24 protein-coding genes and 1 tRNA gene are annotated in these 23,283 nt (G+C 72.4%); 10 read left to right on the forward strand and 15 right to left on the reverse strand.

Annotation, left to right across the window (positions count from 1 at the left end):
- Positions 1-57: 57 nt before the first annotated feature.
- Both ACRQ4C_RS13750 and ACRQ4C_RS13755 read right to left on the reverse strand, forming a co-directional pair.
- Positions 58-1,065: a glycosyl hydrolase family 18 protein gene (locus ACRQ4C_RS13750; protein ID WP_439689045.1), complete on the reverse strand. Its 1,008-nt coding sequence runs from the start codon at positions 1,063-1,065 to the stop codon at positions 58-60.
- A gap of 67 nt (positions 1,066-1,132) precedes the next feature.
- Positions 1,133-1,582, reverse strand: coding sequence for a MarR family winged helix-turn-helix transcriptional regulator (locus ACRQ4C_RS13755; RefSeq protein WP_290134119.1), 450 nt, complete (start codon positions 1,580-1,582; stop codon positions 1,133-1,135).
- Between the two features lie 121 nt (positions 1,583-1,703).
- Between ACRQ4C_RS13755 and ACRQ4C_RS13760 the strand changes: the two genes are divergently transcribed.
- The gene (locus ACRQ4C_RS13760; protein WP_439689046.1) at positions 1,704-2,897 is read left to right on the forward strand and encodes an MFS transporter; all 1,194 of its coding nucleotides are present in this window, start codon (positions 1,704-1,706) and stop codon (positions 2,895-2,897) included.
- 189 nt (positions 2,898-3,086) lie between these two features.
- Here the strand turns inward: ACRQ4C_RS13760 and ACRQ4C_RS13765 are convergent.
- The 4 genes from ACRQ4C_RS13765 to ACRQ4C_RS13780 form a co-directional block, all read right to left on the reverse strand.
- Positions 3,087-3,176: transfer RNA gene (locus ACRQ4C_RS13765), tRNA-Ser, on the reverse strand.
- Between the two features lie 341 nt (positions 3,177-3,517).
- The gene (locus tag ACRQ4C_RS13770; RefSeq protein WP_290134116.1) at positions 3,518-4,198 is read right to left on the reverse strand and encodes a GntR family transcriptional regulator; all 681 of its coding nucleotides are present in this window, start codon (positions 4,196-4,198) and stop codon (positions 3,518-3,520) included.
- A gap of 10 nt (positions 4,199-4,208) precedes the next feature.
- A complete protein-coding gene (locus tag ACRQ4C_RS13775) occupies positions 4,209-4,340 on the reverse strand; it encodes a hypothetical protein (RefSeq protein ID WP_439689047.1) in 132 nt (43 codons plus the stop codon).
- 11 nt (positions 4,341-4,351) lie between these two features.
- Positions 4,352-5,761, reverse strand: a complete 1,410-nt coding sequence (locus tag ACRQ4C_RS13780; protein WP_290134115.1) for an MFS transporter — start codon at positions 5,759-5,761, stop codon at positions 4,352-4,354.
- 288 nt (positions 5,762-6,049) lie between these two features.
- On the opposite strand from ACRQ4C_RS13780, the gene ACRQ4C_RS13785 reads away from it, so the two are divergent.
- The gene (locus ACRQ4C_RS13785; RefSeq protein WP_439689048.1) at positions 6,050-7,435 is read left to right on the forward strand and encodes a magnesium chelatase; all 1,386 of its coding nucleotides are present in this window, start codon (positions 6,050-6,052) and stop codon (positions 7,433-7,435) included.
- Positions 7,428-9,485, forward strand: coding sequence for a vWA domain-containing protein (locus ACRQ4C_RS13790; RefSeq protein WP_439689049.1), 2,058 nt, complete (start codon positions 7,428-7,430; stop codon positions 9,483-9,485). Before ACRQ4C_RS13785 ends, ACRQ4C_RS13790 begins: the two co-directional genes overlap by 8 nt.
- Before the next feature lie 129 nt (positions 9,486-9,614).
- On the opposite strand, the gene ACRQ4C_RS13795 is transcribed toward ACRQ4C_RS13790, so the two are convergent.
- From ACRQ4C_RS13795 to ACRQ4C_RS13815, 5 genes are read right to left on the reverse strand one after another with little or no spacing between them, the layout of a single operon-like run.
- Positions 9,615-10,367, reverse strand: coding sequence for an SCO1664 family protein (locus ACRQ4C_RS13795; RefSeq protein ID WP_400412715.1), 753 nt, complete (start codon positions 10,365-10,367; stop codon positions 9,615-9,617).
- A complete protein-coding gene (locus tag ACRQ4C_RS13800; protein ID WP_439689050.1) occupies positions 10,364-10,891 on the reverse strand; it encodes a DUF3090 domain-containing protein in 528 nt (175 codons plus the stop codon). Before ACRQ4C_RS13800 ends, ACRQ4C_RS13795 begins: the two co-directional genes overlap by 4 nt.
- Positions 10,892-10,924: 33 nt before the next feature.
- Positions 10,925-11,671 (reverse strand): histidine phosphatase family protein, encoded by a 747-nt coding sequence (locus tag ACRQ4C_RS13805; protein ID WP_439689051.1) that lies wholly within the window; start codon positions 11,669-11,671, stop codon positions 10,925-10,927.
- A gap of 9 nt (positions 11,672-11,680) precedes the next feature.
- Positions 11,681-12,433 (reverse strand): ABC transporter ATP-binding protein, encoded by a 753-nt coding sequence (locus tag ACRQ4C_RS13810; protein WP_439689052.1) that lies wholly within the window; start codon positions 12,431-12,433, stop codon positions 11,681-11,683.
- Positions 12,430-13,536: an ABC transporter permease gene (locus ACRQ4C_RS13815; RefSeq protein WP_439690911.1), complete on the reverse strand. Its 1,107-nt coding sequence runs from the start codon at positions 13,534-13,536 to the stop codon at positions 12,430-12,432. Before ACRQ4C_RS13815 ends, ACRQ4C_RS13810 begins: the two co-directional genes overlap by 4 nt.
- A gap of 150 nt (positions 13,537-13,686) precedes the next feature.
- On the opposite strand from ACRQ4C_RS13815, the gene ACRQ4C_RS13820 reads away from it, so the two are divergent.
- The 4 genes from ACRQ4C_RS13820 to ACRQ4C_RS13835 are packed head-to-tail and all read left to right on the forward strand — an operon-like array spanning position 13,687 to position 17,144.
- Positions 13,687-14,859, forward strand: a complete 1,173-nt coding sequence (locus ACRQ4C_RS13820; protein ID WP_439689053.1) for a sensor histidine kinase — start codon at positions 13,687-13,689, stop codon at positions 14,857-14,859.
- The gene (locus ACRQ4C_RS13825) at positions 14,856-15,485 is read left to right on the forward strand and encodes a response regulator (protein WP_400412709.1); all 630 of its coding nucleotides are present in this window, start codon (positions 14,856-14,858) and stop codon (positions 15,483-15,485) included. Before ACRQ4C_RS13820 ends, ACRQ4C_RS13825 begins: the two co-directional genes overlap by 4 nt.
- Before the next feature lie 31 nt (positions 15,486-15,516).
- The gene (locus tag ACRQ4C_RS13830; protein ID WP_439689054.1) at positions 15,517-16,698 is read left to right on the forward strand and encodes an MFS transporter; all 1,182 of its coding nucleotides are present in this window, start codon (positions 15,517-15,519) and stop codon (positions 16,696-16,698) included.
- A 17-nt stretch (positions 16,699-16,715) separates the two neighbouring features.
- Positions 16,716-17,144 (forward strand): BLUF domain-containing protein, encoded by a 429-nt coding sequence (locus tag ACRQ4C_RS13835; RefSeq protein WP_439689055.1) that lies wholly within the window; start codon positions 16,716-16,718, stop codon positions 17,142-17,144.
- Here the strand turns inward: ACRQ4C_RS13835 and ACRQ4C_RS13840 are convergent.
- From ACRQ4C_RS13840 to ACRQ4C_RS13850, 3 genes are all read right to left on the reverse strand, one after another.
- Entirely contained in the window at positions 17,131-17,739 is a 609-nt protein-coding gene (locus tag ACRQ4C_RS13840; protein ID WP_439689056.1) for a GNAT family N-acetyltransferase, read from the reverse strand. The two genes, ACRQ4C_RS13835 and ACRQ4C_RS13840, sit on opposite strands and share 14 nt — an antisense overlap.
- A gap of 9 nt (positions 17,740-17,748) precedes the next feature.
- Entirely contained in the window at positions 17,749-18,369 is a 621-nt protein-coding gene (locus ACRQ4C_RS13845) for a ScbR family autoregulator-binding transcription factor (protein WP_439689057.1), read from the reverse strand.
- Between the two features lie 92 nt (positions 18,370-18,461).
- A complete protein-coding gene (locus tag ACRQ4C_RS13850; RefSeq protein ID WP_439689058.1) occupies positions 18,462-20,012 on the reverse strand; it encodes an alpha-L-fucosidase in 1,551 nt (516 codons plus the stop codon).
- 117 nt (positions 20,013-20,129) lie between these two features.
- On the opposite strand from ACRQ4C_RS13850, the gene ACRQ4C_RS13855 reads away from it, so the two are divergent.
- From ACRQ4C_RS13855 to ACRQ4C_RS13865, 3 genes are read left to right on the forward strand one after another with little or no spacing between them, the layout of a single operon-like run.
- Positions 20,130-21,110: an aldo/keto reductase gene (locus ACRQ4C_RS13855; protein ID WP_439690912.1), complete on the forward strand. Its 981-nt coding sequence runs from the start codon at positions 20,130-20,132 to the stop codon at positions 21,108-21,110.
- Complete coding sequence (locus tag ACRQ4C_RS13860; RefSeq protein ID WP_439689059.1) at positions 21,107-22,144, forward strand: LacI family DNA-binding transcriptional regulator; 1,038 nt, start codon at positions 21,107-21,109, stop codon at positions 22,142-22,144. The genes ACRQ4C_RS13855 and ACRQ4C_RS13860 overlap by 4 nt, the downstream gene beginning before the upstream one ends.
- A complete protein-coding gene (locus ACRQ4C_RS13865) occupies positions 22,144-22,566 on the forward strand; it encodes an RbsD/FucU domain-containing protein (RefSeq protein WP_439689060.1) in 423 nt (140 codons plus the stop codon). The genes ACRQ4C_RS13860 and ACRQ4C_RS13865 overlap by 1 nt, the downstream gene beginning before the upstream one ends.
- Positions 22,567-22,803: 237 nt before the next feature.
- Here the strand turns inward: ACRQ4C_RS13865 and ACRQ4C_RS13870 are convergent, their stop codons facing one another.
- Positions 22,804-23,274, reverse strand: a complete 471-nt coding sequence (locus ACRQ4C_RS13870) for a BLUF domain-containing protein (protein ID WP_439689061.1) — start codon at positions 23,272-23,274, stop codon at positions 22,804-22,806.
- Between the last annotated feature and the right edge of the window lie 9 nt (positions 23,275-23,283).

Consider the following 23,283-nt stretch of genomic DNA (forward strand, 5'->3'; position numbering starts at 1 on the left):
CCACGGTTGTGCGCGGTGCCGTCGGTCTTCGGTTGTGCGACGGCCACTCGCGCCGCGTCAGGTGCGCGGCAGCGCCTCCAGGTTCAGGGACCAAAGTGCGACGCCGTGCAGGCGCAGCGTCGTCGCGAGGGCCACGCGGGCGCGGTAGGACCGCGCGTCCGACCAGTGCACACGGACGCCGTCACGAAGCACCGCAGACCACTCGCCGTCGCGGGCCGACCAGGTCGCCGCCTTCCCGGCGAGCTCCGCAGCCCGGGCAGGCGTCACCTGCTCACCGTCGTGCTCGCCGCCCCACACGTAGCCGTAGCCAGCGATCCCGAGGTCGATCCGGCTCCGCGGGACCCCCTCGGCCTCGGCTGCTCGGACGACCCGCTCCGTCCAGGGCAGCGACCCGATCGCGCCGGGGCCACTCCAGGGCCCGTGCTGGTCGTAGGTCATGAGCACGACCCGGTCCACGTGCTGCACGAGACGGCGCAGGTCGTAGCCGGTGTCGCGGTAGCCGTCGGCGTCCGTCGAGGCCATGACCGCGATCGAGACCCGTGCGCTCCGGCCGAGGCGGTCGTGCACGGCGTCGGACAGCTCGCCCGCGAACGCGACGAGGCCCGCTCGGTCGCGCGCACGGAGTGACTCGAGGTCGATCTGCACGCCCCGCACGCCGAGGTCGTGCGCACGCCGGGCGAGCTCGGCGGCGACGGCCGAGCGGTGCGCTGCGCGGGACAACAGGGCAGTCCCGATCTGCGGGGAGAAGTCGCCGAGGTCGGACGAGAAGTTGCTCACCAGGAGCTCGGGCGACGAACCCGCCCGGGTGGCCGTCCGAGCGAGCGCAGCGGTGCCGTCGGGCGGGTCCAGCAGGGTCGCGCCGTCATCCGCCAGGGTCACGCCGTCGATCCCGATCGTGCTCGCCCGGTCCGCAGCGGCCGTCACGCGGCCCGCCGCCCCCGACCCGGGTTCGACGTAGCCCTCGACGGCGAGCCGACCGGCGGCGACGCTCGGATCGGACGAGCAGCCCGCGAGCAGGACGCCGGCCAGCAGGACCGCGGCCACGGTGATTCCTCGACGCACCATGCGATCACCGTAGCCCGCGGGGCGGGGTCGACCCGTGCCTCCCGGCCGGGTCTCCCACCTGCGATCGTCAGGCGCGCACGCCCTCGAGGCGATCGACCGACGCCGCGAGTTCCTCGAGTTCCGGGACCTCGCGCGCTTCGGCGAGCGCCTCCTCGAGCGCCGCGGCGTGGAGGGGCGTCGCCGCGTCCAGGAGCACCTGGCCGGCGTGGGTGAGCTCCGTGTACAGGCCGCGACGGTCGTCGGCGCAGAGCACGCGGGTGAGCAACGCCCGGTCCTCGAGCCGGTTGACGAGCCGCGTCGTGGCGCTCGGGCTCAGGGCGGCCGCGCGGGCGAGCTGCTGCATCCGCATGTGGAAGCCGTCCTGTCGCCGGAGAGCATCGAGCACCGTGTACTCGACGACGGACAGGTCGACGGCCCGGAGTGCTCGCTCGAGCCGCGTCTCGATGAGGCCATGCAGGGCGGCGAGGGTCCGCCAGCCGTGCGCGCGGACAGCGGTGGACGTGTCGTCGACACTCATCGGGACCTCCGGGCACACGTGTTTGCTTGCGCGGATACCCAGCGTGTGCAACTATCGATACCCCGCGTCTGCAACAACCAGCGTACGCGGGTCACGCTTGCTGCACAACGGAAGGACCACCATGCCCGCGGGACTCATCGCCCTCGCCCTCGGCGGGTTCGGGATCGGACTCACCGAGTTCGTCATCACCGGGCTGCTGCCCGAGGTCGCCGCCGACTACGGCGTGACCGAGACCACCGCCGGATGGCTCGTCACCGGGTACGCCCTCGCCGTGATCATCGGGGCGCTCGGCCTCACCGCCGCCACCACGCGACTCCCCCGCAAGCAGGTGCTCCTCGGGTTGCTCGTGCTCTTCGTCATCGGGAACACGCTGTCCGCGGCCGCGCCGACGTACGGCGTGATGATGGTCGGTCGGGTGGTCGCTGCGCTCTGCCACGGCGCGTTCTTCGGCATCGGCTCCGTCGTCGCGTCGAACATGGTCGCCCGGGAGCGCCGCGCGTCCGCCGTCGCCCTCATGTTCACCGGCCTCACCGCGTCGAACGTCCTCGGCGTTCCGTTCGGGACCTTCCTCGGGCTGGCACTCGGCTGGCGGGCCACGTTCTGGGCGATCGCCGGCATCGGGGTCGTCGCGCTCGTCGGGGTCCTCGTCCTCGTGCCGGCCGTCCGGCAGGCCGAGCAGCCGTCGCTCGTCCGGGAGCTGGGCGCCTTCCGCTCCGGCCAGGTCTGGCTGTCGCTCGGGATCACGGTCCTCGGCTACGGCGGGATGTTCGGCGCGTTCACCTACATCGCGTACACGCTCACCTCGGTCAGCGGCTTCGCGTCCTCCACCGCCCCCTGGCTGCTCGTGGTGTTCGGCGTCGGGCTGTTCGTCGGGAACTTCGTCGGCGGCAAGCTCGCCGCACGGTCGATCGACGGCACGCTCCTCGTCGTCCTGTCCGCACTGACGGTCGTGCTCGCGCTGTTCGCCCTCGTCGCGACCTCGCCGGCGCTGACCGTGGTCGCCCTCGTGCTCATGGGGGCGTTCGGGTTCGCCACGGTGCCGGCACTGCAGACGCGGGTGATGCAGCACGCGGATCACGCGCCGACCCTGGCGAGCGGTGCGAACATCGCGGCGTTCAACCTCGGGAACGCGCTCGGGGCATGGATCGGCGGTCTGACGATCGCTGCCGGGTTGGGCTACACGTCGCCGATCTGGGCCGGCGCGGGCATCACGGTCGTGTCCGTGGCGCTCACCCTGATCGCGGCCGCGGCTGCTCGTCGGCACCGGCGCGCAACGGCCGCGACGAGCGGGACCGGCTCGGTCGCGACCGCGTAGCGACGGGGCGGGCGGCGAGGGTCAGGCGCCCGGCGTCGAACCGCGAAAGCGACATCGAACCGACGTGCGGCGGTGGTTCGATGTCGCTTTCGCGATGCAAAGCGACGACGCACGGCGGCGGCAGCGCACGGCGGCAACCCCGGGAACGACGAGAGCCCCGGTCCGACGGACCGGGGCTCTCCTCGAGTGCGGAGACGGAGGGATTTGAACCCTCGGTCCCCTCAAAGGGGACTCCACCTTAGCAGGGTGGTGCACTCGGCCTGACTATGCGACGTCTCCAAGCGCCCTCACGAGCGCTGCCCCCACCATACAGGAGGACGAGCCCGCTCTCGACCCGGACCACGACGGCCGCGCGCGCCGCGAGCGACAGTCGGTCCCCCGAAGTGGGGACACCGAGGGGTTGTCGCGACGTACCCCGGTGCATAGCATCATCGAGACGCGGCGATCACGTTCCGGAGTTCCGCTCCGCAGTCGCGACACAGCACCCGACGTCGCTCCCCCGGCTTCTGGATCCGCGCGCCCGATAGCGATGCGTCCGCCGGAGGGAGCGACTCGACGGGGGCGCGGCCCAGCGCCGCGTCCCCGTTCAGGTCGCCCGCGGTCCTCGGCCGGCAGCAGGTTCACGCCGACAGCGCCACCCCGAACCGCTCGGGCATCCCGATCAGCGCGTCCGCGAGCTCGACCAGCGCCTCCGTGCACGCCGTGACGGCATCACGCTCCGCCGCCGACCGAGCCCGCTCGAGCAGCTCCACGCGGTACCGGCGGTCCACAGCGGCGTCGATGCCGTTCGCCAGGCAGACGTCGTCCGTGAAGAAGACGTCGAGCACCGCGAACTGCGACTCCAGCCAGTCCGCGCTCACGGAAGCCCCCGATCGCCGGAGCACCCACGCCCCGAGTTCGACGAAGCACCCGGCCTCGGTCCGGCACTCCGCGATGAGTCGACGGTCGAACCGGTCGGAGACGCCCACGCTCCCGCCGAGGGGTTCGACGAGCATGGACCGCGCGATCCGCAGTCGTTCGCACATCTCCCCGACGGTCCAGTTCGCGATGACGACACCCACGTACCGCTGCACCGACACCAGGCGGAGCGATTCGAGCGGGGTGAGCGCCTCACGCACGGGTGTCCGCGAGACCTGCAGGTCGTCCGCGATCTGCTCGAGTCGCAGCCGCTCACCACGGCGGTAGACGCCGAGCAACACGTTCTCGAGCAGGATCGTGAACGCGGCGTCGCGCAGCAGACTGCGGCGGACGGCGAGCTCGTCGGGCTTCCGGATGCGACGGCGGTCTGGTCTGCGTTCCACACCGCCAGGGTCACGCACGACGGCCACCGTCCTGGTCGGGACGGCGGCCGTCGTGGATCGTCAGCGCATCGGTCGTGTTGTGGAGGAGTGCCATGCCGAGGAGCGTGGCACGGGCACCGTCTGAACGCTGAACACTCTGCATCCAGAATTCCACTAGCGCTTCGCGGGTTCCTCCTGCCCGGTGAGGACGGACAGTGGCTGCGTGATGTCCTCGAGCCCCTTCCGGGCCGAGTCCACGCCGAAGATCAGCGCGATGACACCGCCGGCGATCATCACCGCAGAACCGAGTAGGTAGCCCCAGAAGAGCGGTTCGCGCGAGGTCCCGTCCCCGATGAACGCACCGTAGATCGCGGGTGCGATCGCGCCGAAGATCTGTGCGAGGGCGAAGAAGTACGAGATCGCCTGGGACCGCAGTTCGAGCGGGAAGATCTCCGAAACCGTCAGGTAGGCGCTCGACGCCCCGGCCGAGGCGAAGAAGAAGGAGACGCACCAGAAGGCGACCTGGACGCCGGCGCTGATCGCGTCGGCGCGGAACAGGAACGCCGAGGTCGCCAGCACGAGACCGGACACGAGGTACGTCAGGAAGATCATCTGCCGCCGACCCCAGGTGTCGAAGAACCGACCGAGGATGAGCGGGCCGAGCAGGTTCCCGACCGCGAACGGGAAGAAGTACACCGACGTCTGCGCGGTCTTCAGCCCGAAGAAGTTCGTCAGGACGAGCGCGTACGTGAAGAAGATCGCGTTGTAGAGGAACGCCTGCGTGATCATCATCGTCGCGCCGACGAGCGTCCGCTTCGGGTACTGCCGGAACAGCACCTTCACGATGGTGCTGAACCGGACGTTGTCGAGCGGCGTCACCGTCAGGGCCTTCGAGGGGTCGACGTCCGGCAGCTTCTGCCCGGTGGAGCGTTCGACGGACGCCTCGATCTCCGAGACCGTCCGTTCGGCCTCCTCCTCCTTGCCGTGGGTCATCATCCAGCGGGGACTCTCCGGGATGTGCCGCCGGAGGAAGATGATGGCGATGCCGAGCACCGGGCCGAGGAAGAAGCCGATGCGCCAACCGATGTTCTCGGCGAAGTGCGCGGTGTCGAGCAGGTAGATGTTCGCGAACGCTCCGAGCGCCGCTCCGCCCCAGTACGTGCCGTTGATGGCGATGTCGACGTGCCCGCGGTACTTCGACGGGATCAGCTCGTCGATGGCCGAGTTGATCGCCGCGTACTCGCCGCCGATGCCGAGACCCGCGACGAAGCGGAACACCGCCAGGAACCAGAAGTCCTGCGCGAGACCGGCGATGCCCGACCCGACGAGGTAGATCGCCAGCGTCAGGATGAAGAGCTTCCGCCGGCCGAGCTTGTCGGACAGCCGGCCGAACACCAGCGCCCCGATCACCTGTCCGAACAGGTAGATCGTCCCCAGGAGGGTCACCTGCTGGGTCGACAGACCGAGATCAGCCTGGAAGCCCGCGTTCGAGACGATCTGGATCTCCAGACCGTCGAGGACCCAGGAGACCCCGAGACCCACGACGACGCTCCAGTGGAACCGCGTCCACGGCAGCCGGTCCATCCGGGCCGGTACAAGACTCTTGACTGTGCTGCTCACGGATGGAGAACCTACGCCGGGAACGCGCAGGTGGTTCGCAGGTCGGCGACGACGCGTCCAGCAGGACCGGCGCGGAGCCGGATCCCCCTACTCGAACCCGGCTCCGGCGCCGAAGTCACAATCATCGCAAGTGCGATGACAACCCACAAGCGGCCTGGAGGCGCGTGGTGGCGCCGCTCCGCGCCTCCAGGCCGTCCCCGGTCACCACGTGACGCGTGTTGCGTGTCGGAGGCGCGGCGTAACGTCGGCGACGTGACCCGACCTGACATCCGTACGGTCGGCGAGCTCCGCGCTTCTGGTCACGTCCAGAAGTCGGTCCGCGCCGAGATCCGCGACAACCTCCTCCAGGCCCTCCGAGAGGGCCGCGACCCGTGGCCCGGCCTGCACGGCTTCGAGACCACCGTGATCCCGCAGCTCGAACGCGCCCTGATCGCCGGGCACGACGTCGTCCTGCTCGGCGAGCGCGGCCAGGGCAAGACCCGGCTCCTCCGCACCCTGCAGGGGCTGCTCGACGAGTGGACGCCGGTGATCGCCGGCTCCGAGCTCGGGGAGCACCCCTTCGAACCGATCACGACCGCCAGCATCCAGCGCGCAGCCGACCTCGGCGACGCACTGCCGATCGAGTGGCGGCACCGCGACGACCGCTACGTCGAGAAGCTCGCGACGCCGGACACGAGCGTGGCCGACCTCATCGGCGACGTCGACCCCATGAAGGTGGCGGAGGGTCGCAGCCTCGGCGACCCCGAGACGATCCACTTCGGCCTGGTCCCGCGCGGACACCGCGGCATCGTCGCGATCAACGAGCTGCCCGACCTCGCCGAGCGCATCCAGGTCGCGATGCTCAACGTGATGGAGGAGCGCGACGTCCAGATCCGCGGCTACGTCCTGCGACTGCCGCTCGACGTGCTCGTCGTGGCGAGCGCCAACCCCGAGGACTACACGAACCGCGGCCGGATCATCACCCCGCTGAAGGACCGCTTCGGCGCCGAGATCCGCACGCACTACCCGATCGAGCTCGCGGACGAGATCGCCGTCATCAAGCAGGAGGCCGCGATCACGGCCGACTTGCCCGACGCGCTCATCGAGATCCTCGCGAGGTTCACCCGGGCACTCCGGCAGTCGAGCGCGGTCGACCAGCGCAGCGGTGTCAGCGCCCGGTTCGCGATCGCCGGGGCCGAGACGGTCTCCGCGGCTGCCGTGCACCGAGCGGCGCGCCAGGGCGAGGAGCACCCGGTCGCCCGCCCGATCGACCTCGAGACCGCCGTCGACGTCCTCGGCGGCAAGATCGAGTTCGAGAACGGTGAAGAAGACCGCGCCGACGAGGTCCTCGAACACCTGCTCCGCACCGCCACGGCCGAGACGGTCCGCGAGCGCTTCCGCGGCATCGACTTCGGCGTCCTGGTCGAGGCCCTCGACGGCGGCACGATGGTCACGACCGGCGAGCAGGTCAGCGCGCGCGACTTCCTCGAGGGGCTGCCGTCCTTCGGGGAGTCCGACGTGTACGACCAGGTGTGCGAGCGGCTCGGGGCGAACGACGACGGGGAACGGGCCGGTGCGATCGAGCTCGCGCTCGAGGGGCTCTTCCTCGCCAGGAAGATCAGCAAGGAGTCGGGAGGGGGCGAGGCCGTCTATGGCTAGCCGCCAGAACCGCCGCCTCACCCGGGACGCCCGCTACGGGAGGTACGAGGGCGGCCCGGACCCGCTCGCCCCACCGGTCGACCTGTCCGAGGCGCTCGACGCCATCGGCGAGGACGTCATGGGCGGCACCTCGCCCGAGCGTGCGCTGCGGGAGTTCCTGCGCCGCGGCGGTCGGACACAGCGGGGCCTCGACGACCTCATGCGTCGCGTGGCCGAACGGCGCCGTGACCTCACGAGCCGGAACAACCTCGACGGCACGCTGCAGCAGGTGAAGCAGCTCCTCGACGAGGCCGTGCTCGCCGAACGCGGCGAACTGGCCCGCAACGTCGACATCGACGACGGCGACCGCGCCCTCGCCGAGATGCAGCTCGACAGCCTCCCGCCGTCGCCCGCCGCAGCCGTGCAGGAGCTCGGCGGGTACGACTGGACGAGCCCGACCGCCCGCCAGAAGTACGAGGAGATCAAGGACCTCCTCGGCCGCGAGGTCCTCGACCAGCGCTTCGCGGGGATGAAGCAGGCGCTCGAGAACGCCACCGACGAGGACCGCGCCGCCGTCTCGGAGATGATGCGCGACCTCAACGAACTGCTGGAGTCGCACCGCGCCGGGACGGACACGCAGGAGCAGTTCGACGACTTCATGGCGAAGCACGGACAGCACTTCCCGTCGAACCCGAAGGACGTCGACGAGCTCCTCGACGACCTCGCCGCCCGTGCCGCGGCCGCCCAGCGGATGCGCAACTCGATGACCCAGGAGCAGCGGGACGAGCTCGACGCACTGGCCCAGCAGGCCTTCGGCTCCCCCGACCTCATGGGGCAGCTGGGCCAGCTCGACGGCAACCTCCGCGCTCTCCGCCCCGGTGAGGACTGGGGCGGGTCCGAGCGGATGGACGGCGACCAGGGGCTCGGGCTCGGCGACGGCACCGGGGTCTTCCAGGACATCGCCGATCTCGACGCACTCGCCGAGCAGCTCGCGCAGACCGGGCCCGGCTCGGACCTCGACGACCTCGACCTCGACGCGCTCTCGCGGCAGCTCGGCGACGAGGCGGCCGTCGACGCCCGGACGCTGCAGCAGCTCGAGAAGGCCCTCCGCAACTCGGGCACCGTCCGACGGGGTTCGGACGGGCAGCTGCAACTCACCCCGAAGGCGATGCGGCAGCTCGGGAAGAGCCTCCTCAAGGACGTCGCCGAGCGGATGTCCGGCCGTCAGGGCGCGCGCGACCTCCGCCGCTCCGGCGCGTCCGGTGAGCCGTCCGGGGCCACCCGCCCGTGGGAGTACGGCGACACCGAGCCGTGGGACGTCACGCGCTCGATCACGAACGCCCTCGTGCGCACCGCGGCGGCCGGACGCTCCGGTCCCGGCGTGCGGCTGCAGATCGACGACGTCGAGGTGCAGGAGACCGAGGCCCGGACGCAGGCCTGCGTGGCGCTGCTCGTCGACACCTCGTTCTCGATGGCGATGGAGGACCGCTGGGTGCCGATGAAGCGCACCGCCCTCGCCCTGCACACCCTCGTGTCCACCCGGTTCCGCGGCGACGACCTGCAGCTGATCGCGTTCGGCCGCGAGGCCGAGGTGATGGACATCGAACAGCTCGTCGGACTCGACGCGATGTGGGACAAGGGCACGAACCTGCACCACGCGCTGCTCCTCGCGAACCGGCACTTCCGGAAGCACCCGACCGCACAGCCGGTGCTGCTGGTCGTCACCGACGGCGAGCCCACGTCGCACCTGGAGCCGAACGGGCAGGTCTGGTTCAACTACCCGCCCGACCCGATCACGGTCGCGCTCTCCGTCCGCGAGCTCGAGAACGCCGGACGGCTCGGCGCCCAGACCACCTTCTTCCGGCTCGGCGACGACCCGGGGCTCGCCCGGTTCATCGACGCGATGGCGAAACGGGTGGACGGCACGGTCGTGGCGCCGGAGAACGACGACCTCGGCGTCGCCGTGGTCGGTTCCTACCTCGGTTCGCGACGCGGCGGTGGCGCGTACGGCGGCAGCGCCTTCGGCGGCGGCCTCTTCGGCGGGTACGGCCGCGACGACTGGTCGTTCTGAGCCCGCCCACCTGACGGCCTGGAGGCCCGTGACGGCGCCGCCACGGGCCTCCAGGCCGTCACCCGCTCACGCTGCGTCGGAGCGCGACGGCACGATCGAGCCAGGCCGGCCCGGTCGGGCGGGATCGGCTCAGAACAGTGGCCAGGGCACGGCCGAGCCGTGGCCGGGCGGCGGCGGGAAGATCCCGACGGCGCGGAGCGCCGCGCACCGCGCCGCGATCGTGTCGACCTCCTGCCCCGTGAGGTGTTCCCGCAGCGCACGACCGAGGTCGCCGCTCAACGCGCCGGAGACCCGGTCGATGCCCTCGAGTTCGTCGGGGGTCAGGGGTTCGCCGATCCAGCCCCACAGCACCGTGCGGAGCTTGTGCTCGACGTGGAAGGTCAGGCCGTGGTCGACGCCGTACCGGTGGCCGTCCGGCATCGCGAGCACGTGCCCGCCCTTGCGGTCGGCGTTGTTCACGACGACGTCGAACACCGCCATGCGTCGGAGCTGCTCGGAGTCCTCGTGCACGAGCGTCACGGGCTGCTCGTGCTCGTCGATCGCCTCGAGGACGGGCAGCCACGGGGACCCCGGCGCCTCGGCGACGTCCGGCGCGACGATGTCGACCGCGTCCTGCTCCGGGTCGACGTCCTGCCAGCGCTGGAGCATGCCGGGGCCGAACGGCCCGTCGCCGAGCCAGGTCGGCGGGACGACGCCCCAGCCGAACGCCTCCGAGACGAGGTACGCCGCGACCTCCCGGCCGGCGAGCGTCCCGTCCGGGAAGTCCCACAGGGGGCGCTCGCCCTCGATCGGCTTGTAGACGACGGCCTCGCCGTCGAGGTCGGCGAGGAAGGTCGCGTTGGACGCCTCGCGGATCCGGGCGCGGATCGTGACCTCGCTCATGCCACCCCGGGTGGGCGTCCGGCGGCGACGACCTCGCGGGTGCGCTCGACGAAGGCGCGGGCGGTGCCGACCGGGATCTTCACCTGGAACAGCTCCGCGGGCTCGGGGATCTCGACGACCGCCTCGACCTCGCCGTCCTCGCCGGTCTCCTCGGCGACGATCTCGACCTCGTCGCCGATCGGGTAGGCCTCGATGACGACCTGTGCCGTGGCGGGGTCGAAACCGAGGCTCAGGGCACCAGCGCGGAACTCCGGCTCGACGGGCTGGTCGAGCGGGTCCCCGTCGAAGAGCTCCTTCGGCGCGGTGTCCGGGACGCTGAAGCGGTTGTCGTCGACCGTCGCGACCTCGTCCAGGAGCTCGTCGACCTTCTCGGCGAGGACCGCCGACTGCTCCTTCTCGAGGGCGACGCTCGTGACGCGCTTGCCGTCCCGCGCCTGCAGGTAGAACGCACGCTCACCGGGGCGTCCGATCGTGCCGACGACGATGCGGTCCGGCCAGTCGAAGCCGTGGACGATGGTGGGCATACCTGGATTGTAGGAGCGTCGTGCTCCGCTCGTTCAGGGAGCGGCGGTCCCCGGATCCCGGTCCGACGCATCGGCCGCGGAACCGTGTCCCGCTCCCCCGCCGACGGCCGCGTCGCCGCTCGGGGCAGGGGCCGCCGCGAGCCACGCCAGGTCGCCCGACTCGGTGTTCGTCGCGACGACCTCGGGCCGGTGCTCCCCGTAGCGGACGATCGACACCGAGGCGGGCCCGACCGCGATCCGCTGGAAGAGGTCGAGGTGCATGCCGAAGGCGTCGGCGAGCACGGACTTCACGATGTCACCGTGGCTCACCGCGACCCAGACCGCGCCGGGCCCGTGCTGCCGCTCGACCTCGGCGTCGAGGCGCCGGACGGCCGTGACCGCGCGGGACTGCATCGTCGGCATGGACTCCCCGCCGGGGAACACGACCGCGCTCGGGTTCGACTGGACGGTGCGCCACAGGGGTTCCTTCGCGAGGTCGGCGAGCTTCCGCCCCTGCCACTCGCCGTAGTCGGCCTCGGTGATCGCTCGTTCGACGGTGGTCTCGGGCACGTGGCCGTGCGTGGCGCGCTCGGCGTCGGCGATCGCGCGGGCCGTCTGACGGCAGCGCTCGAGGGGGCTCGTGACGAGGGCGGCGATCGGGACCGCGGCGATGCGCTCCGCGGTGCGCTGGGCCTGGCGCCGTCCGACCTCGTCGAGCCGGACCCCGGCCGTGCGTCCGGCGAGCAGGCCGGTCGCGTTCGCGGTGGTGCGTCCGTGCCGGACGAGGAGGACGGTCGCCATGCCCCGATCCTAGGCCGCGTGCAGTGCGGCGCCGGCGGTCTCCGGGACGAGCCGCCCGTCGACGACCGTCACCAGCCGGTCGAGCGCGCCGCGGTGCACGAGGTCGTGCGTGACGAGGAGCGTCGCCGTTCCGCGCTCGTGCGTGAGCCGGGCGAGGAGATCCATCACCGCGCCACCACGCTCCTGGTCGAGGGCACTCGTCGGTTCGTCCACGAGCAGGACGTCGGGATCGTGCACGAGCGCTCGGGCGATCGCGACGCGCTGCCGTTGCCCGCCGGACAGCTGCGCGGGGCGCTTGTCCGCGTGCTGTGACAGCCCGACGGCGTCGAGCAGTTCCGCGACGCGGGCACGGTCGACCCGGTGACGACCACCGCCGCGACCGGCTCGGTCGGCTCGACCCCCGTCACGCGCCCCGCCGAGGTGTCCCATCACGAGCAGCTGCTCTCCTGCGGTCAGCGACGGCAGGAGGTTCGACTGCTGGAACACGATGCCGATCCGCTCCCGTCGGAGCGCGGCGGCCTCGCGGCGGGACAGACGGGCGGCGTCGACCGGCGCACCGTCCGGCCCGCCGATCAGCACCCTGCCGGAGTCCGGCCGGATGAGCGTCGCGGCGACGGCGAGGAGCGAGGACTTCCCGGAGCCGGAGGGCCCGGTGATGCCGGTGACCACGCCCGGCGCCGCGGTGAGCGACACGTGGTCGACGGCGATGACGCGGCGGTCGCCGTCGGGGAAGGTCAGGGTGACGTCGTCGAGGGTGATCATCGGTTGCTCCCGAGTGCGGTGAGGGGGTCGGCTGCGGTGACGGTCCGGAGGGCGACGGCCGCGCCCGCGAGACCGAGGAGGGCCATCACCACCCCGGGGACGAGCGTGGTGAGTGGACTGAGGAGGAAGGGCAGGGTCCCCCCGGCGAGCGTCCCGAGCCCGACGACGGCAGCGGTACCGACCCCGATGCCGACGACGAGCACCACGAGCGCCTGCCCGAGGGCATCGCGGACGAGCGACGGCGTGCTCGCGCCGAGGGCCTTGAGCACGGCGACGTCGCCGGAGCGCTGCATCGTCCACACCGTGAAGAACGCGCCCACGACGAGTGCGGAGACCCCGAACAGCATCGCGATCATGAGTCCGAGGGACCCGACCTCGGACTTGAACGTCTCGAGCGCGGTCAGCGAGGCCAGCGGTGTCGCGGCCGAGGTGTGGGTGCGCTCCGCGACGGTCGCCCAGTCGGGGTCACCGCTGACGGCGAGCACGGTCGGGTCGCCGTCCCCGCCGAGGCGCTGGTCGGCCGTGGACCACGCTCCGGGGGTCATCGCGACGACCGGCGTGTGGCTGTACCAGGCGTCGCCGCCGACCGTCGCGACCCGGAACGTCGTCCCGGCGATCGTGACGCGGTCGCCGGCACGGACACCGAGGTCGTGCGCGGCCCCGGCGGAGAGGCCGACCTCGTCGACCGAGCGGGGTGCGAGCGCTGCGACACCGTCACGGTCCGCGGACGCCGGCAGGCCGAAGAGCGCGACGCCGACGGCGGCGCCGTCCGCGGTCGCGCCGACGGCGGACCCTGCGGCGCGCACGGCCCGGCCCTGGACGATGCCCACCGGCACCACCTCGTCGACGCCGGCCGACGCTCGCCAGCCGGCCAGTGCCTCCCGGCCGATCCGCGAGTCCGCGAACGTCGGCTGCCCGTCGGACGGTTGCTGGAGGACGATCCGGTCGCCCGGCAGGGCGAGCACGGCGGAGACGTTCTGCGCCGCGAGGCCGCCGGTCAGTCCGGCGAGGAACCCGACGAGCAGCGTGATGAGTGCCACGACGGAGCCGATGAGCACGAAGCGTCCACGGGCGAACCGGAGATCGCGCCAGGCGACGAACACGGTGGTCCTTCCTGCGGCCACGGACCCTCCACGACCACGCTGTCCAGCCTCGCGACCAGGGCGGCGACCGGCATCGGCGGTCGAGAGGGTCCTGCGCTCCGACTTTCGGTTGATCCACGTGCGCGGCGACGACCGTACGCTGACGGGGACATGGCCCACAGCACGCTCACCCCGGTCTTCGTCGGTCTCCGCACCGGCCTGCACGTGCTGTCCGCCGCGCTGCTCGCGCTCGTCGTCGTGCGGATCGCGGTCGTCGGGGGGCCGTGGGCGCTGCCATCGCTCGTGCTCGCGGCGGCGTTCGGCGCGGTGTACCTGCTCGGCGCTCGGGTCGCCCGGGTCGCCGAGGGGCGACGGTCGCGTGCCGGAGCGCTGTGGCTGCTCGCCCTGACGGTGCTGTGGACGGCGCTCCTCGTCCTCGTGCCGGAGGCCGCCTACCTCGTCTTCCCGCTGTTCTTCCTGTACCTGCACGTCCTCCCCCGCATCGTGGGGCCGGTCGCCGTCCTCGTCGCCACGGCCGTCGCGATCGTCGCGATCGGCCTCCACGGCGGCTTCACCGTCGGCGGCGTGGTCGGTCCGGTCGTCGGTGCCGGCGTCGCCCTCCTCATCGGGCTCGGGTACCGTGCCCTCGCCCGCGAGGCGTCGGAACGCGAGCAGCTCGTCGCCGAACTGCTCGCCACCCGTGACCGCCTCGCCGCGACCGAACGCGAGCAGGGCGTCCTCGCCGAACGGGCACGGCTCGCGCGGGAGATCCACGACACCGTGGCGCAGGGCCTGTCGAGCATCCAGATGCTGCTGCACGCCGCGGAACGGGCCGACGGCGAGCGTCCGGGTACGGAGCACATCCGACTCGCTCGGCAGACCGCCGCGGACGGCCTCGCGGACACCCGCCGGTTCATCCGCGAGCTCGCACCGCCGGCGCTCGAGGCGGGTCTGCCAGCGGCGCTCGGCCGACTGGCCGAGACGCAGTGGTCGTCCGACGGGCTGACGGTCACGGTGGACGCCCCGGCGACCGTGACCTTCCCGATGGACGTGCAGACCGCGCTGCTCCGCATCGCGCAGGGCGCGGTCGCGAACGTGGTGCAGCACGCCGGGGCGGCGACGGTCCGGCTCGTGCTCGCGGTCGACGGCCGGGAGGCACGGCTCACCGTCATGGACGACGGTCGCGGCTTCGACGTGGTCGCGGCCGACCACCGCGCGGGCTCGTCCGACTCGTTCGGCCTGCGCGCGATGGCGGACCGCGTCGCCCAGTTCGGCGGCCGCCTGGACGTCGACTCCGCACCGGGCGCCGGCACGACCGTCGTTGCCACCCTGGAGGTCCCGTGATCCACGTCGTGATCGCCGACGACCACCCCGTCGTTCGCGCCGGGCTCCGGGCGCTGCTCGACGGCGAGGACGACATCACCGTCGTCGCCGAGGCCGCCACCCCGGACCGGGCGGTCGAGCTCGCCACGGAGCACGCGCCCGAACTCGTGTTGATGGACCTGCAGTTCGGCGAGCGCACCACCGGGGCCGATGCCACCCGCCGGATCCGGGCGCTCGAGGCCGCGCCGTACGTCCTCGTGCTCACGAACTACGACACGGACGGCGACATCCTCGGCGCGGTCGAGGCCGGAGCGAGCGGCTACCTCCTGAAGGACGCGCCACCGGAGGACCTCGTCGCCGCCGTCCGGGCAGCGGCCTCCGGACAGAGCGCCCTCGCACCCACGATCGCCGGACGGCTGATGGCACGGATGCGGGCACCGCAGGTGTCGCTGTCGGCCCGGGAGATCGAGGTCCTCGCGCTCGTCGCCGAGGGTGCGTCCAACGGTGACGTCGCAGCGCGGCTGTTCATCTCCGACGCCACCGTGAAGTCGCACCTCGTGCACGTGTTCTCGAAGCTCGGGGTGTCGTCGCGCACGGCGGCGGTCAACGAAGCACGTCGACTCGGTGTCCTGCGGCGCGGCGCTTGACCCGGCCGCGCGCGCACGGTCTGATGGGGCGATGAGGGCCCGACACCGCGCAGCCCTCTTCGCCACGTCCACGATGACCGGGTTCGGCATCGCCTCGTGGATCACCCGCACGCCGGCCGTCCGCGACGAGCTCGGCGCGAGCATCGAGACGATGGGCATCGTCCTGCTCGGGCTGTCGGTCGGGTCGATGATCGGCATCCTCGGTGCCGGCGCCCTCGTCCGCCGAACCGGCACACGGCCCCTCGTCCTCGTCGGCGGTGCGCTGCCGGTGCTCGGCATGTTGCTCGTCGCACTCCTCGCCCCCGCCCACGTCGCCGCGGGCGTCTGGGCCGGGCTGTTCTGCATCGGGTTCGGCTCCGGCGTCGCCGAGATCGGGCTGAACGTGGAGGCGGCCGCGGTGGAGCGGCAGCTCGGCCGGCCGGTCGTCCCGGTGCTGCACGCCTGCTTCAGCCTCGGCACGGTCGTCGGTGGTGCGGCGGGGATCGGCCTGACGGCGCTCCGGACACCGGTCACCGCGCACCTCGTCGTCGCGACCGTGGTCATGGCGGGTCTGGCGGCCTTCGCCGCGACGAACCTCCGCCCGGTGGCGCGCACCGAGCCCGTCGGGACCGCGTCGTCACCGCCGCCCCGACTCCGGTCGGTGCTCACCGTGCAGGTGCTCCTGATCGGGGTGGTCACGCTCGCGATGGCCTTCGCCGAGGGTGCCGCCTGCGACTGGTTGCCGCTCCTCATGACGTCGGGCCACGACGCGCCGGAGGTCGTCGGATCCCTCGTGTTCACCGGCTTCGCGCTCGCGATGTTCGTCGGCCGCTCGGCCGGGACCCCGCTCGTCGCACGGTTCGGGCGCGCACCGGTCGTCCGGGGCTGTGCGGCCGTCGGCACCGTCGGGGTGCTGCTCGTCGTGACGGCCGGGTCACCCGTGGTTACCGCGATCGGTGCCGCGGTGTGGGGCCTCGGGATCGCACTCGGGTTCCCGCTGGCGATCTCGGCCGCCGGGGACCACCCCACCGACGGCGACCGGCGTGTGTCCGTCGTCGCGACCGCCGGGTACGTGGCGTTCCTGGCGGGGCCACCGCTCCTCGGGTTCCTCGGCGAGCACCTCGGGCTGCAGGCGGCGATGCTCGTCCCCGCGGCGTTGCTCGTCGTGACGGTGTGCATCGCCTCCGCCACCCGAACTGCGCAATCCGGACAACGGACGGGCGAGGCGCGGTGAGGCACCAGGATGGGACGGTGCTCGTCTCCATCCTCTACATGAGCCGCGCGAACGTGCCCTTCGACGACGCCGACATGCAGGAGCTGCTCCGCGAGGCGCGCATCCGCAACACGGCGCTCGGGGTCTCCGGACTGCTCGTCGCGAAGGGCGGTCGGTTCATGCAGCTGCTCGAGGGCCCGGCGTGGAGCGTGGACGACCGGTTCGCGGCGATCTCGCGGGACACCCGCCACGGGGACGTGCAGTCACTCGTGCGCGAGGACGTGGACCACCGACGGTTCGACGGGTGGGCGATGGCGTACCGCGCGCTCGAGGACGCCGACGTGGCGCAGCAGGAGGGGTTCAGCCCGTTCCTGACGGGCGACATGGACTTCGCGCCGGACTTCGACCGCACGAGTTCGGCCTGGCTGCTGCGGTGGTTCCGCTCCCGCGAGCTCAACGACGCCTGACCAGCCCGGGCTCGAGCGTCACCCACTCCTCGTCCCGCCGGTAACCGACGGCGGTGCCCGCGGCGATGATCGCCGGGTTGTCGTCGGAGCCCCCGGTCCGGAAGCGGACGACGTGCTCGTCGAGCAGCGCGAGGACCGATGCCGCCTTGAGCGCGGTGCCGATGCCCCGACCGCGGTGGTCCCGAGCGACGACGGTGAACGCGGTCTCGACCGTGTCGCCGTCGACGTCGACGTACGTGGTGCCGACGAGGTCCCCCGAGGGCGTCCACGCGCCGAACCCGCGCCGGGTCCGGGAGAGTGCGGCCGATGACCCGGTCAGCGCCTCGTGCTGCGTCGCCACGCTCCCCGGGTAGTCGTCGACGGTGGCGGCGTCGAGCGCGAGGACGGCGGGGAGGTCGGCTGCGCGGAGCTCCTGCACCACGACCGGCGCCACCCGCTCGACGAGCTGGCGGAGCACGCGACGGTCGGCACGGTCCGCGTCGAGCTGCGCCGCCCACGACCGCGCGGTGATCCGCCACCCGGCCTCGAGGAGTGTCGGGACGCGCTGGTCGTCCGCGCGCAGCACCGCCGTCTCCCCCGCGTCCGTCTCTCCCACGTCGCGAGCCTAGCGACCGACGGGCTGCTCGCTGAACGCCTCGGCGACGACGTCGAGCAACCGGTCCCGGTGCCGCGGGTCGGCGATGGCGTCGAGGACGATCCGCCACATCGCGGCCACGGCCGGGAACAGGTCCTGCCGACCGGTCCGGACGGCCGACACGAGCTGGACGCCCGTGAACATCGGCACGACGGTGGCACCGAGCTGCTCGGCGGAGAGGTCGGTGCGGAGCTCACCGGCGGCGATCGCGAGACGGAACAGGTCGCTGATCCCGCCGATCCACTGCTCGTAGAAGGCGGCGGTCGCCGCGCCGAACTCGCCGCGCTCCAGGGACAGACGGATGCCGGCGCTGACGACCGGATCGGTGAGCAGCATCCCCGCGATGCCCCGGGACGCCGCGACGAGCGCTTCCGTGGGCGAGCTGTCGACGTGGCTCACGACGTCGAAGGTGCGCACGTTCTGCTCGTCGATCACGCCCAGCGCGAGCGCCACCTTCGACGGGAAGTGGAAGTGCAGCGCGCCCTGGGACACGCCCGCCTCGCGGGCGACCGCCGCGATGGTCGTGGCGGCGTAGCCGACACGCTCGAACTCGCGGGCGGCGGCCTCCAGGATCAGTGCGCGGCGTTCCACGCCACCAGTCTGACGGCCTGGAGGCACGGGGCGGGCCCGCACCGTGCCTCCAGTCCGAGGGGTGGTCGCGTCCACGGCGGCGCCGACTCGGCTCAGCCGTGGAGGTGGTCGGTGCGTTCCGGCACGTCCTCCGTCTGCAGGCGGACCTTCACCACCGGACCGGAGTGCGGCGTCGTCGGACCGGGCACGGCGACCTCGAGGGCGTCCGGGGTCTGCGTCCACGTGACCTCGCCCTCGATGCCGAGCACCTCGACGCTGCGGATCGGACGCCCGAGGAGGTTCGCCGAGCTGCCGAACGAGCGGATGCGCGCGGTGCCGTCCTCGGGGTGTGCGAGGAGGACGGCGTGCACGTACTCCCCCGTGGCGTCGACGCGTCGGGTGAAGCGGACGTCGGCGGGCGTGTAGTCCGGTGCGTCGCCGTCGACGAACGATCCCGCCTGGACGTGGGTCGGGCCCTCTCCGGGGATCACCCACGGTCGGGTGCCGTACACGGCCTGCCCGTTGACGACGAGCCAGCGGCCGATCTCCTCGAGCAACCGCTGTTCGGGCTCGGCGATCGTGCCGTCCGCCTTCGGCCCGACGTTGAGCAGGAGGACACCGTTCTTCGCGACGACGTCGACGAGCTCGGCGACGAGGTCGGCCGTCGACTTGTAGTCGTGCCCCTCGACGAAGCACCAGGCGGTCTTCGACACCGACGTGTCGTTCTGCCAGACGAACGACGGGGTCCCGCCCATGGCACCGCGCTCGATGTCGTACACCGCGGAGCCCTCGGCGAAGGCGTTCCACTTGTAGTTGATGACGACCTCGCGACCCCACTCGGCCGCCCGGTTGTAGTAGTACGCGGCGAGGGTCCGGAGCCAGGGCTCGAAGGCGGGCTGCTCGATCCACCAGTCGAACCAGAGCACCTGGGGCCGGTAGCGGTCGATGACCTCGACGGTGCGGAGCAGCCAGTCCTCGAGGTGCCGCTCGTTCGGCGCGGTCTCCTCGCGCTGGGCGGGACCGTAGAAGTCGATGAAGCGCGGGTCGAGGACGTCGGAGTCGAACCGGGTGCCGCCGTTCATGAAGAACCAGTGCTCGGCCCGGTGCGAGGAGGCACCGCGGACCATGAAGGCGTCGTCCACGGCCTGGAGCAGGTCGCCGAACACGTCGCGCTCCGGGCCCATGCGGGCGGCGCTCCAACGGGACCGCTCGGTGTCGTACATCGCGAAGCCGTCGTGGTGCTCGGCCACCGGGACCACGAACTGCGCTCCGGCGCGCCGGAAGAGCGTCGCCCACGCCTGCGGGTCGAAGTGCTCCATCGTGAAGGACGGGATGAAGTCCTTGTAGCCGAACTCCGACTGCGGGCCGTACGTGGCGACGTGGTGTTCGTACTCGGGCGTGCCCGCGCGGTACATGTCGCGGGAGTACCACTCGTTCCGGAACGCGGGCACGGAGTAGACACCCCAGTGCAGGAAGATCCCGAACTTCGCGTCCTGGTACCAGCGCGGCGGCTCGTACCGCTGCAGCGACTCCCACGTGGCGTCGTACGGGCCCGCGGCGACGACGGTGGCGACGCGCGCGAGTGCCTCGGAGTTGTCGGACACGTCGACGGGTGCCGGCAGGCGATCCGGGTCGATGCGGGGCAGGTCGTTCGGTGCGGTCATGTCTCCTCCTCGAGCTGCACGAAACGTTACGTGTTCGTCCGTCGGCGCGCTAGTGTGTCCCTCGACTTACGGAGCGAAACGTTCCGTTCTCGACGGGGAGAGGACCACGTGGACACGATGACCCGCGCGCTGCGCACCGGAGCGCAGATCCCGCCGATCGGTCTCGGGACGTTCGGCTCCGACCGGTACGGCCCGGACGAGGTCGCGGCGGCGGTCCGGGGCGGGCTCGAGGCCGGCTACCGGCTGGTCGACTGCGCATCGGTCTACGGCAACGAGCCGGCGGTCGGTGCGGCGATCGTGGCGAGCGGCGTCCCGCGTGACGAGCTGTTCGTGATGTCGAAGGTCTGGAACGACGCGCACGACCCCGACGACGCGGTCGCCTCGGTCCGTCGTTCGCTCGACGACCTGCGGCTCGACCACCTCGACGCGGTCTTCGTGCACTGGCCGTTCCCGAACCACCACGCGCCGCACGCCTCGGTGGAGGACCGCGACACCACGGCTCGCCCGTACGACCACGACGCCTACCTCGCGCTCTGGCGGGCGCTCGAGGGACTCGTCGACGAAGGGGTCGTCCGGCACCTCGGGACGTCGAACACGACCGTGCCGAAGCTCCGGCTGCTCCTGCGCGACGCCCGGGTGCTGCCGTCGCTCAACGAGATGGAGCTGCACCCGACGTTCCAGCAGCCGGAGCTGTTCGACCTGTGCGTCGCGAACGGCATCCAGCCGGTGGGGTACTCCCCGCTCGGCTCCCCGTCGCGGCCGGAGCGCGACCGCACCGACGACGACCCGGTGGACGTCGAGCACCCCACCGTCCGCCGCATCGCCGAGGCCCACGGCGTCCACCCCGCGGTCGTGTGCCTCAAGTGGGCCGTCGCCCGTGGGCAGGTACCGATCCCGTTCGCGGTCAAGCCCGAGCAGTACCGCGCCAACCTCGAGGGCGCGCTCACCGACCCGCTCACCGCGGACGAACTCGTGGCCATGGCGGGCGTCGACCGCGGGGCACGGCTCATCAAGGGCCAGGTGTTCCTCTGGGAGGGCGCGTCGAGCTGGCACGACCTCTGGGACGAGGACGGCACGATCCGGGGCGGTCGCGTGTGACGGCGACGTACAAGGACCTCCAGCGCGAGACCGGGCTCTCGCTCGCGACGATCTCGAAGTTCTACAACGGCGGTGCGGTCCGCGACGAGAACGCCCGCGCGATCGAACGCGCCGCGGCGGCCCTCGGGTTCCGGCCGAACGCCTTCGCGCGGAGCCTGCGGTCGCGCCGCTCCGGCACGATCGGGGTGCTGCTCCCCGCGCTCGACAACGACTTCCACCTGACGGTCATCGCCGGCGTCGAGAGCGCGCTCCGGCCGTCCGGGACGAGCGTCATCGTCTCGTCGAGCCCCGATGCCGGGGCCGGCGCGGTCGACCTCCTGCGCAGTCGGATGGTCGACGGGATCATCGCGGTGCCGTCGCCGCACGACGTCGAGGCGCTGTCCCGGGCGGCCGAGCAGGTCCCGGTCGTGCAGATCGACTGGCGCGCGGACGACCTCGTCGTCGACGGGGTCTTCCTCGACAACCACCGCGCCGGAGCCCTCGCGGCGCGGCACCTGCTGGACCACGGGCACCGGCGGCTCGGCGTCGTCGGGGGCGACCCGGCCGTCTCGACGATGCGCGGGCGGGTGGACGGCTTCCGCGAGGTCGCTCGGCAGGCAGGTGCCGACCTCGCGCCCGACGCCGTGCTCGCCGGCCCGCTCACGGTCGCGAACGGCCAGGCCGCGATGCAGCAGCTGCTCGTCCTCCCCGAGCGCCCGACCGCGGTGTTCTGCGCCAACCACGAACTCACGATCGGCGCGGTGATCGCCGTGAACGAGTCCGGGCTGACCCTCGGGCGCGACCTGTCGGTGCTCGGCTTCGACGGCCGTGAGCTCGCGCAGGTGACCGTGCCGAAGCTCACGGTCATCGAGCAGCCGACGCACGAGATCGCGGTGCGGGCGGCCGAACGGATCCGGGAGCGGCTGGACGAGCGGCGGGTGCCGGGCGCGTCGGTCGCGGCCGGTCCCGTCGACGTCCTGGTCGCCCCACGACTCGTCGCCGGCGGGTCCGTCGCACGGGTCGGCCCACCGATCACCGGCCCCACGGAGGCATGATGCTGCGCTACACCCTGACGCACCGCCCGACCCTGAGCGCGCTGGCGTCGCTCGGCCACGGCTCGAGGGTGCTCATCGCGGACGGGAACTACCCGCTCGCCACCGCGATGCACCCGCGCGCGGAACTCGTGCACCTCAACTGGCGTCCGGGGCTGCTCGACGTCGACGAGGTCCTCACGACGCTCCTCGACGCGGTCCCGTTCGAGGCGGCCACCGTGATGACACCACCCCCGGACGCCCCGGTGGCGGCGCACGACGGGTACCGCCGGGTCCTCGGGCCGGACGTGCCGCTCGGGACGCTCGACCGGTTCGCGTTCTACGACGCGGTCCGGGCGCCGGAGACCGGGCTCGTCATCGCCACGGGTGACCAGCGGTCGCACGCCAACCTGCTGCTCGAGGTGGGGTTCGTCGCGGCGAGCTGAGTTCGGGCCGGCCCTGCGCCGGTCCGCGTGCGCCGCTGTCGCACGACGCGACCGCTGTCGCACGACGACGGCGCGGTCGCACCGCGGCGTCCGCAACAGTCCGCGCACGCAACGAACGACGCGACCGCTGTCGTACGACGACGGCGCTGTCGTCCAGCAACGACGGCCCGGGCTCGGCAGCGCGCCCCCGCCCGCGCGACCAGGCGCCGCGCCCCGCGCCCGGGCCGACGCCGCGGCTCAGGCGGCGTGCCTGCCCAGGGTGATCCGTTCCTCCCGGCCGGTGCCGAGGTCACGACCACGGAACCACCGCAGCAGGAAGTCGGCGGAGGTGCCGGACAGCGACACCGGGAGCCCCTCTCGGCGCTGCAGGAAGCCGCTGAAGCCGGGCTCCTCGAGGACGTCGGCGTCGGACGGTGCGCCGAACGCCATCGCCCACCCGTCGAACCGACGCGCGTCGATCGGCTCTCGCGACAACGACTGCACCTCGGTGTGCCGCGGGTCGCGCTCGATGGCTGCGAACCGGTCCTCCACGCTCCACTCCGGGCCCTCGAGCACCTGCATGAACCGACCGCCCTTCGCGAGGAGCAGCCCGGAGACGCCGAGTGCCTCGTTGCGGAGTCGGGCCTCGCGGAGCATCGCGACGAGCTGGGCGTCGGTGAGGTCGTCGACGGCGACGGACATGTACACGAGCGAGGTGAGGGAGGTCATCGGCGCCAG

The sequence above is a fragment of the Curtobacterium sp. SP.BCp genome, from assembly GCF_051903255.1.
In the GTDB taxonomy this organism is placed as follows: domain Bacteria; phylum Actinomycetota; class Actinomycetes; order Actinomycetales; family Microbacteriaceae; genus Curtobacterium.

Coding starts and splice junctions, on each gene's coding strand:
- ACRQ4C_RS13750 (WP_439689045.1), bottom strand. CDS start 1,065: ATGGTGCGTCGAGGAATCACCGTGGCCGCGGTCCTGCTGGCCGGCGTC.
- ACRQ4C_RS13755 (WP_290134119.1), bottom strand. CDS start 1,582: ATGAGTGTCGACGACACGTCCACCGCTGTCCGCGCGCACGGCTGGCGG.
- ACRQ4C_RS13760 (WP_439689046.1), top strand. CDS start 1,704: ATGCCCGCGGGACTCATCGCCCTCGCCCTCGGCGGGTTCGGGATCGGA.
- ACRQ4C_RS13775 (WP_439689047.1), bottom strand. CDS start 4,340: ATGCAGAGTGTTCAGCGTTCAGACGGTGCCCGTGCCACGCTCCTCGGC.
- ACRQ4C_RS13780 (WP_290134115.1), bottom strand. CDS start 5,761: ATGGACCGGCTGCCGTGGACGCGGTTCCACTGGAGCGTCGTCGTGGGT.
- ACRQ4C_RS13790 (WP_439689049.1), top strand. CDS start 7,428: ATGGCTAGCCGCCAGAACCGCCGCCTCACCCGGGACGCCCGCTACGGG.
- ACRQ4C_RS13795 (WP_400412715.1), bottom strand. CDS start 10,367: ATGAGCGAGGTCACGATCCGCGCCCGGATCCGCGAGGCGTCCAACGCG.
- ACRQ4C_RS13800 (WP_439689050.1), bottom strand. CDS start 10,891: ATGCCCACCATCGTCCACGGCTTCGACTGGCCGGACCGCATCGTCGTC.
- ACRQ4C_RS13805 (WP_439689051.1), bottom strand. CDS start 11,671: ATGGCGACCGTCCTCCTCGTCCGGCACGGACGCACCACCGCGAACGCG.
- ACRQ4C_RS13810 (WP_439689052.1), bottom strand. CDS start 12,433: ATGATCACCCTCGACGACGTCACCCTGACCTTCCCCGACGGCGACCGC.
- ACRQ4C_RS13820 (WP_439689053.1), top strand. CDS start 13,687: ATGGCCCACAGCACGCTCACCCCGGTCTTCGTCGGTCTCCGCACCGGC.
- ACRQ4C_RS13830 (WP_439689054.1), top strand. CDS start 15,517: ATGAGGGCCCGACACCGCGCAGCCCTCTTCGCCACGTCCACGATGACC.
- ACRQ4C_RS13850 (WP_439689058.1), bottom strand. CDS start 20,012: ATGACCGCACCGAACGACCTGCCCCGCATCGACCCGGATCGCCTGCCG.
- ACRQ4C_RS13855 (WP_439690912.1), top strand. CDS start 20,130: ATGACCCGCGCGCTGCGCACCGGAGCGCAGATCCCGCCGATCGGTCTC.
- ACRQ4C_RS13865 (WP_439689060.1), top strand. CDS start 22,144: ATGCTGCGCTACACCCTGACGCACCGCCCGACCCTGAGCGCGCTGGCG.
- ACRQ4C_RS13870 (WP_439689061.1), bottom strand. CDS start 23,274: ATGACCTCCCTCACCTCGCTCGTGTACATGTCCGTCGCCGTCGACGAC.